This is a genomic window from Pseudoalteromonas sp. SWXJZ10B (genome assembly GCF_015864475.1).
Classification (GTDB): domain Bacteria; phylum Pseudomonadota; class Gammaproteobacteria; order Enterobacterales; family Alteromonadaceae; genus Pseudoalteromonas; species Pseudoalteromonas arctica.
This window is the reverse complement of the sequence record NZ_JADYXD010000004.1, coordinates 48,823-61,726: the sequence shown is the minus strand read 5'-3', so window position 1 is coordinate 61,726 and position 12,904 is coordinate 48,823. Positions and strand designations below refer to the sequence as shown.

The 12,904-nt window shown below is 40.6% G+C and carries 10 protein-coding genes and 1 riboswitch; of the genes, 6 read left to right on the top strand and 4 right to left on the bottom strand.

Annotated features, from left to right (window positions below; all coding sequences use genetic code 11):
* Positions 1–47 precede the first annotated feature (47 nt).
* Positions 48–1,028 (top strand): 2-hydroxyacid dehydrogenase, encoded by a 981-nt coding sequence (locus tag I6F54_RS05325; RefSeq protein WP_165728263.1) that lies wholly within the window; start codon positions 48–50, stop codon positions 1,026–1,028.
* Between the two features lie 95 nt (positions 1,029–1,123).
* On the opposite strand, the gene I6F54_RS05320 is transcribed toward I6F54_RS05325, so the two are convergent.
* A complete protein-coding gene (locus I6F54_RS05320; RefSeq protein WP_165728262.1) occupies positions 1,124–2,446 on the bottom strand; it encodes a sodium-dependent transporter in 1,323 nt (440 codons plus the stop codon).
* A 141-nt stretch (positions 2,447–2,587) separates the two neighbouring features.
* On the opposite strand from I6F54_RS05320, the gene I6F54_RS05315 reads away from it, so the two are divergent.
* Positions 2,588–3,346, top strand: coding sequence for a 4'-phosphopantetheinyl transferase family protein (locus tag I6F54_RS05315; protein WP_165728261.1), 759 nt, complete (start codon positions 2,588–2,590; stop codon positions 3,344–3,346).
* A gap of 59 nt (positions 3,347–3,405) precedes the next feature.
* On the opposite strand, the gene lysC is transcribed toward I6F54_RS05315, so the two are convergent.
* On the bottom strand, positions 3,406–4,809 hold the full coding sequence (gene lysC, locus I6F54_RS05310; RefSeq protein WP_165728260.1) for a lysine-sensitive aspartokinase 3: 1,404 nt from the start codon (positions 4,807–4,809) through the stop codon (positions 3,406–3,408).
* Between the two features lie 75 nt (positions 4,810–4,884).
* A riboswitch (Lysine riboswitch) is annotated at positions 4,885–5,057 on the bottom strand.
* Between the two features lie 101 nt (positions 5,058–5,158).
* Positions 5,159–6,406 carry a sodium:proton antiporter NhaD gene (gene nhaD / locus I6F54_RS05305; RefSeq protein WP_007375803.1) on the bottom strand — a complete coding sequence of 416 codons (1,248 nt, stop codon included), beginning with the start codon at positions 6,404–6,406 and terminating at the stop codon, positions 5,159–5,161.
* A gap of 222 nt (positions 6,407–6,628) precedes the next feature.
* Here nhaD and I6F54_RS05300 point away from each other — a divergent pair, with 222 nt between their 5' ends.
* The 4 genes from I6F54_RS05300 (at position 6,629) to I6F54_RS05285 (ending at position 12,181) form a co-directional block, all read left to right on the top strand.
* Positions 6,629–7,900, top strand: coding sequence for a hypothetical protein (locus I6F54_RS05300; RefSeq protein ID WP_165728259.1), 1,272 nt, complete (start codon positions 6,629–6,631; stop codon positions 7,898–7,900).
* Between the two features lie 3 nt (positions 7,901–7,903).
* On the top strand, positions 7,904–8,452 hold the full coding sequence (locus I6F54_RS05295; protein ID WP_165728258.1) for a condensin complex protein MksE: 549 nt from the start codon (positions 7,904–7,906) through the stop codon (positions 8,450–8,452).
* Entirely contained in the window at positions 8,449–11,223 is a 2,775-nt protein-coding gene (locus tag I6F54_RS05290; RefSeq protein WP_197140113.1) for an ATPase, read from the top strand. Before I6F54_RS05295 ends, I6F54_RS05290 begins: the two co-directional genes overlap by 4 nt.
* 406 nt (positions 11,224–11,629) lie before the next feature.
* Positions 11,630–12,181 carry a DUF4136 domain-containing protein gene (locus I6F54_RS05285; RefSeq protein ID WP_024607557.1) on the top strand — a complete coding sequence of 184 codons (552 nt, stop codon included), beginning with the start codon at positions 11,630–11,632 and terminating at the stop codon, positions 12,179–12,181.
* Positions 12,182–12,332: 151 nt separating this feature from the next.
* Here I6F54_RS05285 and I6F54_RS05280 read toward each other — a convergent pair whose 3' ends face one another.
* A complete protein-coding gene (locus tag I6F54_RS05280; RefSeq protein ID WP_165739878.1) occupies positions 12,333–12,821 on the bottom strand; it encodes a peptide-methionine (S)-S-oxide reductase in 489 nt (162 codons plus the stop codon).
* Positions 12,822–12,904 lie beyond the last annotated feature (83 nt).

Sequence of the window (12,904 nt, the reverse complement as noted above, 5' to 3'; positions counted from 1 at the left end):
ATTGTATTAGTAATAAATAATACTCCTTAAGCGTCGAGGCTATTACCATGAACATTGCTTTTTTTAGTACTCAAAAGTACGAACTGCCTTTTTTTGAACAAAGTACACGCGATCAGCGTGATATAAAAATAACGTATTTTGAACAAGCCTTGAGCGAACAAACCGCTATTTTAGCAAATGGGTTTGATGCCATATGCGTATTTGTTAACGACACCGTAAACGCCGCTGTTATTGAGCAACTGGCAAGCCAAGGCATAAACACTATTTTGCTGCGTTGTGCAGGGTTTAATAACGTTGACTTACCTGCAGCAAAAGCACATAAATTAAAGGTATTACGCGTCCCTGCTTACAGCCCAGAAGCCGTAGCTGAGCACTGTATAGCGCTTATGCTAACGCTTAGTCGTAAAACGCATAAAGCATATAACCGCGTACGCGAAGACAACTTTGATTTAAACGGTTTATTAGGCTTCAACTTACACAATAAAACCGTGGGTATTGTAGGTTGCGGTAAAATTGGCCTTGCGCTGTGCAACATTTTAAATGGCTTTGGTGCTAAAGTATTAGTGTGCGACCCATACGCACAACCTGGCAATTATACTATTACCGATATAAACACCTTGCTTAGCCAAAGCGATGTGATTTCTTTGCATTGCCCACTTACCGAGCAAACTCATCATTTAATAAATGACGAGGCGTTTAGCAAAATGAAAACCGGCGTTATGCTTATTAATACCTCACGAGGCGCACTGCTTGATAGTAACGCGTGTATTAGCGCGCTTAAAACTAAAAAACTAGGCTACTTGGGGCTCGACGTATACGAGCAAGAGTCGGAGCTATTTTTTAAAAATCATAGCGACGAAATAAACCAAGACGATATATTTTCGCGCTTAGTGAGCTTTAAAAATGTTTTAGTAACGGGGCATCAGGGCTTTTTTACCCAAGAAGCACTTACCGAAATAGCAAACACAACCCTACTTAACGCGCTGGAAGTAAATGAAGGTAAATCTTTAACTAATGAGGTTTTATAAAGACCTAGGCTTTACCTAAACAACACGCACAAAAAAGCGAAGTGCGTTTTAAACTCACTTCGCTTTTTTAAGCTGTTTTTTTAGCTTAGTTATAATTAACCAAAGGCAACGTTTGCAAATACCAAGGTCATTAATATTGGGCAAACAAAACGAATATACTGAGCAAACCAGTAATGTAAGCCGGTTGTTGCTTGATGTAATTTGTTACCACGTTTCCACATCCAGCCTACAGTAATAAAGTAAAACAAGCCCATAAGCGGTAATTGGTATTGGGTAAATAGCATAATAACTAAGCCAAATAACCAATCAAAATTTAATATAATGGCGCTTGCACACACAAGTACAACGGCGCTCACTGCCCATGTTGCTTTGGTGCGGCTAACGTTATGGTTTTCGACTAAAAACGCTACCGGAATTTCGGTGGTCGATATAGTTGACGTAACCGATGCGATAGACATTAATACAAAAAACAATAAACCAACTAATAAGCCAATTTCGCCCATGGTGCTAAATAGTGCAGGTAAAATAGCAAAAATAAGTTGGCCTTCGCCAATCAGTTTACCACCACTAAATACCTCGACACCGTTGTGCTGCGCCACATAAATAGCAGGAATAATAAGTAACCCTGCTAAAAACGCAACGCTGGTATCAAGTAAGGCTACACCTGCGGTGAGCTTAGGTAAATTAGCATCGGGCTGTAAATACGAGCCGTAAATCATCATACAACCTACACCTAACGAGAGCGAAAAGAACGCTTGCCCCATTGCGGCAATAATTAAATTAGGGTCGAGTATTTGGCTAAAATCAGGAACTAAATACGCGGCAAAGCCTTCGCTTGCGCCATCAAGTGTTGCAATGTAGGCAATTAAACCAACAAGCAGCACAAGTAACAGTGGCATTAAACGGCGCGACCAGGTTTCGATTCCCGATTTAACCCCTTTTAAAATAATACTGGCAGTTAAAATAAGCATAAGCGGCGTAAATACAAAATTACGCAGCACTGAGTCGCTATGTAAAAACTCGCTTGCGCCTGTAAAACCAAAAAAGGTGGTTATGGGTTCAATAGCGTACGAGAGCATCCACCCTGCCACTATTGAATAAAAACTTAGCATAACAACTGCGCCCGCAAGGCCTATGTAACCGGCTGCTGCACCTACTTTACGGTTAGTGTTTTGCCATGCATCGCCCAATGCTTTTACAGGATTAGCTTGTGCTTTGTGACCTAAATAAAGTTCGGTATACAGCGCAGGAAGCGCAAGTAAAAATATAACAATAAAGTAAACCAGTAAAAAAGCACCGCCGCCATGGTTGGCCGCTTGCGTAGGAAAACCCCAAATATTACCCAAACCCACTGCTGCGCCAGCAGCGGCTAAAACAAAACCGAGTCGGCTTTGAAACCCATCACGCACTTGTGCCATACATCTACAAATCTGTTATTATTTTGATTGTTGTGAATTAAACCATATTTCATGCCAGCTGAGTAATAAAATTGTACCCAGCCTTTATTAGTGGCGTTAACCGCTCACAATATCAGCGACTTCTTTTGCTTTAGGGCTTTTATGACTGAACACTATTTTAAAAACGCCTTGAGTATTACTTCAACTCAATTGGCAAATTTGTCTTTAGCGAGTAACAGTATTTTATTATTTAATGCTAAAACACTTGATCTTAGTGACTTTAATTTACCCGATTGCTTAAGCCCATTTGAGTTAACCATTATAAACCGCCGCAAAAGCCCGCCAGCTAAGCAAGAGTATTTAGCGACGCGGTTATTGTTAAAACACCTTATTAAAGTAACGCAGCCGCAACATGCGCACGTAGCCCTTAATAAAATGAGTACCGAATTTGACGAGGCAAGCTCAAAGCTGCAAATACATTTAAATGGTAATATTATTAACACCTGTATTTCGCATTCGCATGGTTTGGTTGGGGTCGCGCTAAATTTTGATAAAAGTGAGTTTGGGTTTGATATTGAAAAAGTAAGCCTAAAGCGCCCGTTTGAAAAGCTCGCTAAGCATTTTTATCATAATGATGAAATTACACTTATCACTGAGCCTACTAATACCCAAGCCCAAGCAGATACATTTTTTAGAATTTGGACATTAAAAGAGTCACTTGCTAAAGCCACCAGCCGCCCTATTGCAAAATTACTTAGCCCCAATGTGTTTGACGAATTACATAGTGCAAAGCTGAGTGCTTGCAGTAATAGCATTACTGTAGCTGATAGCAGTGACAGCAATGTTTGTTTTGATGTAAGTGTGGTGCATAAAAAAAGCATCGACTGGCGATGCTTTTTATTAACTGATTTTATTAAGTGATTTTGTTAAGTGACTTTATTAGGTAACTTTAATAAATCGCTTTCCTGAATAACCGCTATTTAAGCAGCAAAATCGTTTTCTAATAAACGGCTATGAATAGACTGTACTACGTTATCTGACTCAGTTTGCTCTACTAAAAAGCACAGGTTGTGCTTACTAGCACCGTGACAAATTAGTCGAATGTTAAAGTCTTTTAGTACACTCATTAAGTTCATTTCGTGTTGGCGTAATTGAATCTCAGAGCCAATAAGTGCCACCAATGTTAGGTTGTTTTCTACCGACACATGGCAAAACTCTGCAAGCTTATCGAGGCATTCTTGATCAAGCTCTGGGCGCGATGCGTTTTGCGCGTTATCAAGGGTTATAGCTACGCTGATTTCTGATGTGGTTACCAAATCTACCGATATATTGTATTCACTTAATAGTGTAAATACGCGTGCTAAAAAGCCGCTTGCTAGGAGCATTTCGGGGCTTTTAAGCGTAAGCAATATTTGGTTTTTACGTTGCGTTACTGCGCGTATACCTGGTTGCTGCGATTTTTCGCGCTCAATCCATGTACCACCACGCTCTGGCTCTCGGCTAGAACCAACAAACACGTTAATGTGGCTCCGGCTTGCTGGTAAAATAGTCGCTGGGTGCAATACTTTTGCGCCAAAGGTCGCCATTTCAGCGGCTTCGTCAAAACTTAAACGTGCAATTGGCGTCGCTTTTGCGCACAAACGCGGGTCGGTGCTAAAAATACCCACTACGTCGGTCCAAATATGCACGCTTTTAGCGTTAATTGCTTCAGCTAAAAGTGCAGCGCTGTAATCTGAACCACCACGTCCAAGCGTTGTTGTTTGACCGTATTCGTCACTGCCAATAAAGCCCTGAGTCACAATTACTTGAGCGTCTAATAACGGGATTAAATGTTCTTTAGCGGCTTGCGCTGTGGCTGCAACATTAGGCGTTGCTTTACCAAATTGGCTGTCGGTTTTAAGCACCTTGCGCACATCAAAGCGATCGGCGTTTAAACCTTGTAAACGCAACACCTGAGCAAATAAATAAGACGACAAACGCTCACCAAAGCTAAGTAGCTCGTCGTGTTGCTGATCGGTTGTTAGTGACTCTTGAGCCAATGTTTGAAATGCTTTTAGGGTTTCGTTAAAGCCAACCGCTAAATCGGCATCTAGCGATAACTCATCTAAAATAATGTGTTGAATAGCAAGCACGCCGTTTATATGCTCTTGGCGCTCACTTGAGGTAATACTTGGTTTGCACAGTGCAACTAAGTGGTTAGTTACGCCGGCACTAGCGCTCACGGCAACAATACGTACGCTTTTATCTGCAACAATAATTTCGCTACAGCGACTCATCGCTTCAAAGTTGGCAACACTTGTTCCGCCAAATTTGGCAACGATGTAATCTGATTTTGCGCTTAACTCTGTTTGAGGCACTGTTTGTGGCGCTGATTGGGTAGTCATTTAGTCTCCTTTCGCGATATCCAAATCGCAATAAAACAAGAAGAACTTGGCAAAGGAATGCTTGAAGATAAGTCCACTGCCAGAAGCTCTCCACCTATATTGGTGACAGTTTTGAGGATTCAGCCCCATAAACCGAAAAACAATGACGACGTACCATTATTTTCCTCGGCGAGTACTTCCCTCCTTAATGATCATCGGCATTCGTCGCCTAACATTAAGTACCTAAGTATCGCACCTCTTCTGAATGCTTTATTAACCAGTGGCTAATAAAACAAAACCCCACTAAGTAGCGGGGCTTTGAAAGTTATCGTTTAGACGTCTAGCTGTCAAGCATTTAATAATTTATGCATCAAATAAAACTGCCCATGTAATACGAGCCTGCATAACCTACGGTGTAGCAAATTAATAAATGCAGCGATAAACGCAAGTAGCTCATAAAGGTAAGCGCTTTAACTTTGCTCATGGCAATAATGCCCGCAGCCGACCCAATGATAAGCATTGAACCGCCCACGCCCGTTGCATACGTAAACGACAACCAGTGTTGTTGGCTCATTACTATATCGGCTTTTAATAAAGCAGCAGTAAGCGGTACGTTATCGACCCCTGCTGATAATATGCCCATTAAGTAGTTTGCGTACTCGGGTGCCATTACCGTATATAGGTCGGTAAATTTACTCAACATACCAATTTCTTTAAGTGCGCCTACAAGTAAAAGTACACCTACAAAAAACAATAATGTGTCGTATTCTATATCGCGAACAAAGTCGATTATGTCTTTGTTAATGTCTTTTTTGCGCATTAAAAATTGCGCGACTAAAAACATCACTGATAAGCCAAACAAAAAGGTGAGTAAAGGCGGTACGCTGTAAACTACACTCAGCATAAGTGTGCTCACTACGGTAGATAAAAATATAACAGCAATGGTAATGTCGGTTTTTTCGATGCGGGTTTTACCTGCACCAGCAAACTCAACACGCCCTTTCATACCGATAGATAGTAACGCGGCTAGCAACATAACGCTTGCAAGAGCTGGCGCTATAAGTAGTAATAAATGAGCAATGGTTACTTTGCCGTCTAAAAATATCATCAGTGTGGTTACGTCACCTGTTATTAGCGATACCCCACCTGAGTTAACCCCAAACACAATAAGCGTGGCGTATTTAATGAGCTTTTTAGGTTCAAGTTTTAACGACATAACAACCGCGAGCGATATAAGCGTAGCTGTTACGTTGTCTGAAATCGACGAAAACAAAAATGCAAAACCACCCACCAAAAACATGAGCTTTTTTTCGCTAATACTTTTTGGCATAACACGGTGCACAATATTTTCTATAAACCCCTTTGAATTTAAATACGCTACAAAGGTCATCGCAGCCATTAAAAATAGCCATAACGAGGCGATTTCTAAAATATTTTCATTTAAAAGGTGTTGAATCGTATCGGGGCTTTGCCCGTGTAGAGGGTATATAAAAAGAAGAATCCAGCAAAGCGTACCAAAAAACAGCGTGGTTTTAGCTTTATTAACATGGATTATATCTTCTATAACGATCAGTAAAAATGCAATCGCTATCAGGGTTAGAATAATCGAGGAAACCATGGTAGTTAAACAACCTTTGATATAGTTTTAAAGAACACACAAATAACATTCCATTTCATGTGCCTATTTTCGGCGCGAATTTTAGCACTGCCTCTATGCAAAAACTATTATTAAATGGTCTTAAAAACGAATACTATATACAGACAAGGTTAATTAAAAATACGTAATAATGAGTCTTCTAAAAGAACTCAATAATAAAATACTAGGATGTTGTAACCTCTTATGATCCCAGCTAAAAAGCTACTAAACACCATAACTGAACATTGGGGTGTACTAGAGCTATTATTTAAACGTTTTAAAATGGCTGACTTTAGCCTGAAAGACGTACAAAACGCCATTAAACAAAAACAGCCTACTTGGTCAAACGAGCGTATTTATAAAGAAACAAATCGTTTGTTAAACCAAGATATTTTAATTCCACTGGCTAAATCATCGCAGCTTGAAATAAATCGTGCTATTGCCGACTTTGCTACGTTTTTACTGCAAGAAGAACATTTAGGCTTAGCGCAAGAAATTAGCGTATTAGTCGACGACCTTGCACGTTTAGGTAATCGCCTAGATAACGCTGGCGAAATAGAAGACTTTGACGATTTACGCCGCTATAGCCGTATTATGGATGATCGGGTGCGTAAAATAATGAAGCTCTATGCGCACAACGAAAACGCCATTTTAAATATTGTTGAACAAGCTAAATCTAATAATGCGGTGCAATCGCTGCAAAAGCGTTATAAAGCGGTAATAGAAGCCTTTGACGAATACATAGAGCCAATGCTTGAAATGGTTGATATTCGTGGTGAGTTTCATGCATGTTTTACCCTCATTGAAGAGCAAATAAGTAAACAAATACTGCACATTGAGCGCTCAGGTAAAGCCTACAACGACAAACGCATGCTGGAGCAATTACGTACACGCATATTAGAAATGCATTTAGTGGGCCGAGAAAGCTTACGTAAAAGTGCCGATATGCTTATGCCGCTGCGCGAAGAGTTACGCCGTAATAACTTAATTACTCGCCAAGCAGCCAAAGTACTTGGGCTTGTGCGTAAAAATGGCGTAGACAACATGCTAAGTGCTGTGCAGCCACATTTTGTAAGCGACGCACAGCGATATTCGCTTGGTCAGCAACGCCATATTGTGGCTTACATGGCAAGCTTGGTTGAATTTGAACACGAAGAATACCAATTGCCTGACCAGCAAGACGTGCCTGCATTTGTTACGCCTAATATTCCTGACTACAACGATGTTAAAACCAGCTTTGCTAAGCGCTTTAATAAAAAACGCAAAAAACCGCAGCCCTTGCTGCAATTTTTAGACGAAAGCTACCCAAATCTCGATGCCGACGAAATGCTATTTTTGTATCAAAAATTAGTCAGCGACAGCGATATTAAAATAATTCAAAGCGATGAAAAAGCCCGCGTAAAAATTGCCGGTCAGCACTTTTCTTTATATCCATTTAATTCAGAGCCTCAGCCAGATTCAAAGGCAGGTAAATAAACCATGACACACATAAACTTAGACGAGCTAACCCATCTACAAACCATTAATAAAAAATTAGTAGCGGGTTATCACATTTGCGAGCAAGACAACGTAATGTGGCAAGAGCTTGACCAACACATAGAAGACTACACCGCCCTATTTACAGCCCTAGGTAACGATTTAAAACGCGACAGCCGTGGATTTTATTATTTTGGTAGCGACGAAAGCACACCAAATATGGGCAAGATATCTCGCGCTATCGCGCTCACTATTTACATTTTAATTGAACACTACGCCAATACGGGTAAAGACCCAATGCGCGCATTGTTTGACGACGTAAACGATTTAGAACTTATGCAAACGCTGGTGCAAATTAACAAACATTTGTTTGATCAGCTTGAGATATTTTCGGGATCGGACCTGCGTAAAGACGTATACCTGCGCATGGTGCGCTTAGGTTTAGCCCGTGAAGTAGAAGGCGGCTTTATGCTACAAGCGCCAATTCACCGCTACATAGATGCACTCATGGAAGTAAACGAAGAAACCTATATTACAGAGGACGAGGAATGAAAAATCTATACGGACTAAGTAAACTCGCCCTACTTAACACCGCAGGCTATGCAAAATGTGTGATCCCGCTTGATAAAAGCAGCTCTATTTGCGCGCCAAATAACACAGGTAAAAGCTCGGTTATTAACGCCCTGCAGTTTCCACTTATTAACGATTTACGCTTAACAGAATGGGACGGACACGATTTAGATGAAACCCGAAAGTTTTATTTTTCATCCGATCAGTCGTACATTTTACTAGAAGCTAACTTGCCTCATGGCTCGGTAGTAATAGGCGTTGCGGGACTTGGTAAAATTGCCGGTTACGCGCATCAGTACTTTTGTTATCAAGGAAAGCTTGATTTAGAGCAGTACACGCAAGGTAAAACTATTATTAAATTTACCAAGCTGTTCAACCATTTAAAATCGCTTAATTACAATCCTATTGAGCTTAAAGCACAAGAGCTCAACGCGCTATTGACTGGCGGCGCAACGCCTTTTGACGGCGACATAAACCTAAAAATGATCCCGCTTAATAATGTGCAAGACTCTTCTATTTATAAAGAAATATTTAGACGTATTCTTAACTTACACAAATTAGGCGCAAGCGACGTAAAACGCTTTATGCTACGCGTGTTTGAACGCCATATGTCGAACTCTAAGGTCGACTTTTATGAAGTATGGCGCCGCTCGTTTGATAAAGTAAATCGCTCAAAACGCGAACTAAAAGCCCTTGAGTCAATGCAAGAGCCAATAGCCGCGCTTGAATCAATGCTTGAAAACCAAACCGTGCTTAAAGGTAAATTAGCGGCGTATGCACCTAAAATTGACCAAGCACTGATTGATTTTGATACCTATCAAGAGTCGCAACTTAATGAGCTGGGTATAGCGCTTGAAGATATAGAGCACGAAAAACACGAGTTTGAGCAAAAGCAAAGCCTATACGTACAGCAATCGCGCGACATAGAGCGCAGACAAACACAAATTGAGCAGTGGTTTTTAGATTACGATGCGCTTAAAAGCGAATTTGAACTGGTAAATAAAGCCACCCTTAAAACCAGCCTGACTCAGTTAAAGCAAGATTACGAGTCGCTTTCGCACTCTATAACCAGCGCACAAGGGCAAAGCCTACACACGCTTGACTACCGCATTAGCGAAACACAAAAACAAATTAAGAGCTTAAAGCTGCAACTTAAAAACCTTGAGTTTAATTTGTTTACCCGTATGCGCGAAGATCTCTCGTTAAAAGAAGTAGAAGAAATATCGCGGATTTTAAACCCTGATATTCTCTCATTTGCGACCACCACTAATGGCGATATAACCATTGATGACGAAGATGCGTTTGGTGAATTTTTATCGCTACTTAGCGAAAACGTTAAAGGCGGTGTACTAACTCTGCCAGGTGCGAGCATTAAGCTTAAAAAGCTCTCGCCTGTGCAAATGCAAAGCGGCGAAAACAAAGAGCAATTAACCGCTCAGCTCAGTGCACTTGAGCATTCACTTAAAGAGTTTAAGCAACAGCGCGATGTTGCAGCAAACGTTGCCGACAAGCAAAAAGAAAAAGACGCGCTATACGATGAGCTTATGAGCGCAGAGAGCGCCCTAAAACGCTTAGAACAGTTTGATATAATGCAGCAGTCGGTTGAAGCGCAAGCCATGCTAAAAGAGCAGTTATTAGCTGAGCGCGAACAAGTTGACGACTACCTGCAAGATATTCAAAAAAATAGTGGCTCAATTGCCGATCGCCGCTCGTTAATTAAATCGAAACAAGAGCAAATTAATCGCCAAACTGAGCGCTTACGCCAAGTTAAGAGCGAGCGAATTGATCACACGCTTGATTTATACAGCGGTAAAGTAACTCCATACATGATTGATATTACAGTCGACTTTGATAACTTAAGCGATCTTGTTCATCATTTTAATAAAGACTGCCAAGAGCTGCGTAATTTTGACATAAACGTGCGCAACACCTATTTGCATGTATATAACGCGGGTATTACTAAATTCGACAACGAAAACGACGAATATACTAAGTACCAAAAGCTAATAAGCGCCTTTCATAATATTGATAACGAACGCGATGCGGTTGAACGCCAAGCACGCGTTGCGCTTACCGAAGTGGCTGCGACCATTAAAGGCTTGCGAGAAGATTTAGACCGACTTCGCCGCGAAATGAACAGCTTTAATAAAGGCATAAGCCAGCACCGTATTTCAAATCTGCAAGCGTTTAAAATTAACGTCATACCGCGCAAAATGCTGGTTGATAGTATAGATACCATTATCAGCACGTCGCATCAGTTTGAGCAAGGTGACACACTTGATTTACTGAGCCAAGAACCGTACAGCGAAAGTGCGGTAAACGAAGCGAAAGATCACTTAATTAAACTCGCCTCAGATAAAGCGGGTTTAACGCTTACCGATTTATTTGATATTCGATTTGAAGTGGTTAACCGCGCAGGTGAAACAGAACACTTTGAAAAAATAGATTCGGCGGGTTCAAACGGCACACGTATTACGATTAAGTTATTGTGTGGCATGTTGTTTATTCGTTACTTATTAAGTGACCAGGAACAAAACCTATACCGTATACCTATTTACATAGATGAAGCGGCCGACATTGACCCACAAAATCAAAAAGCAATCATAGAAACCGCACTAAGCTTTGGTTTTGTGCCTATATTTGCTTCAGTTAAGCCACAAATAAGTTGTGACTACATTGTGCCTATTCGCTCGGTAAAAGACGGTGCACAAAACTGGGTAGATGAAAAAGATTGGATTGAAGTTGAACATTAAACTTTTACTGATGACTAATTAACAGAGGTTAATTAGTCGTTCAGCCTTAGGGCGTGTTGACCTTTGTGGATTGAAATTTGTTCAATTTAGGGGCAATTTAATCGCGGCGTGAGGTTTGTAACCTAGTGGGCTAAGTAAAAACCGAGCAACAAAGAGTTAATTGCCCTTAGGCAGAACCCTTCGGGCAGCGCATGTTTGGCATTTATGCTGCGTTATCACCTATTTATGGGGAATAACCACACTACATAGGCTCTGCCTTGCCCAAATACCAAACATACTGCTGCAAATTCAACCACGAAAGGTCAACACGCCCTGACAATTAGACTAATATTTAGGACGTTTAAATAATACACATTTAAACTATGTGTGTTATTTTAAATTAATGCATTTTATTGGAGCAAACGTAATGAAAAATATACTTATTGTTGCAGCGCTAGCACTTCTTACAGCCTGTACACAAACCCCAGATTGGGATTACGATAAATCAGCTAACTTTAGTAATTTTAAAACATTTGCTTGGGTAGAAAACGCCAGCCTAACTAAAGACACAAATAACTATCAAATTAATGGCCTGATGGAAAAGCGTGTTCGCACTGCCGTTAACGCAGAGCTGAGCCAAACATTAGGTATGAGCTTAGTTGATGCAGCGCAAGCTGATGTACTTGTTAACTATCATGCATCGGTAGACAAAGAGCTTGAAGTAGACAACTTCAATATAAACTACCGCCCGCATTGGGGTTATTGGGGTACTGGTTTTCAACGCGATACAACTGCGCGTGAATACGAAGTTGGTACGTTAATTATTGATATTGTAGACCGCGAATCTAACCAGCTAGTATGGCGCGGCGCGAAAGAAGGTCGATTAAAGAAAAACCAATCGCCAGAACAACGTGAAACATCAATTAATAAAACAGTGAGCGAAATTTTAAGTAACTTCCCGCCGCAAAAGCAGCAGTAAGTTAAAATTAGCTATAATTAAGTTTTAAAAGAGCTCACAGTACGTGAGCTTTTTTGTGGGTGTGTATTTTTGGAACTTTTAAAATAAAGTAATTACGAGCTACGCTCGTCACGTCAGCAAGCTGCACGTCTACAAAAACACCGCGTTAAAGTTACGATTTATACTTATGCAGTAACTCAAGCGGTATGTGGCAATAGTCATCAGGATGATTAGTTAAGCGGTCTTGATGCTCAGGATCGCTTGGCACGTAGTTAGTTAGCAGCTCTACCCCTACCACAATTTTATCAGCATCATTTCGCTGGCTTATATAATTGCTAGCGACCTTTAAATGATCTTGGCTTTTGCTATAAATGGCAGTGCGATATTTAGGGCCTACGTCATCCCCTTGTTTGTTAACGCTATACGGATCAATAATCTCAAAAAAGAAGCCAAACAGCTCGTTTAAGCTAACCGCTTTTGTACTAAATATTACTTTTACACACTCAGCATAACCGTCGTATTCACCTTGTGTATTATTGTTTTTTCCATTAGCCCGCCCTGCTTCAGTACTTATTACACCAGGTAAGTGCTTTAAAAACTCTTGCACGCCCCACAGGCAGCCACCTGCAAAGTAAATAGTATCTTGCTGTTTTATATTCATAATAAATGTGACCAAATTTGTTAGATGCATTAACGTTGCAAATGATAATCAAATGCAGTTTTTAATGAATTAATGTACAATCG

Bases quoted from the DNA above. Each gene is read 5' to 3' on its own strand.
- I6F54_RS05325 (WP_165728263.1), top strand. From the start codon at position 48: ATGAACATTGCTTTTTTTAGTACTCAAAAGTACGAACTGCCTTTTTTT.
- I6F54_RS05320 (WP_165728262.1), bottom strand. From the start codon at position 2,446: ATGGCACAAGTGCGTGATGGGTTTCAAAGCCGACTCGGTTTTGTTTTA.
- I6F54_RS05315 (WP_165728261.1), top strand. From the start codon at position 2,588: ATGACTGAACACTATTTTAAAAACGCCTTGAGTATTACTTCAACTCAA.
- lysC (WP_165728260.1), bottom strand. From the start codon at position 4,809: ATGACTACCCAATCAGCGCCACAAACAGTGCCTCAAACAGAGTTAAGC.
- nhaD (WP_007375803.1), bottom strand. From the start codon at position 6,406: ATGGTTTCCTCGATTATTCTAACCCTGATAGCGATTGCATTTTTACTG.
- I6F54_RS05300 (WP_165728259.1), top strand. From the start codon at position 6,629: ATGATCCCAGCTAAAAAGCTACTAAACACCATAACTGAACATTGGGGT.
- I6F54_RS05295 (WP_165728258.1), top strand. From the start codon at position 7,904: ATGACACACATAAACTTAGACGAGCTAACCCATCTACAAACCATTAAT.
- I6F54_RS05290 (WP_197140113.1), top strand. From the start codon at position 8,449: ATGAAAAATCTATACGGACTAAGTAAACTCGCCCTACTTAACACCGCA.
- I6F54_RS05285 (WP_024607557.1), top strand. From the start codon at position 11,630: ATGAAAAATATACTTATTGTTGCAGCGCTAGCACTTCTTACAGCCTGT.
- I6F54_RS05280 (WP_165739878.1), bottom strand. From the start codon at position 12,821: ATGAATATAAAACAGCAAGATACTATTTACTTTGCAGGTGGCTGCCTG.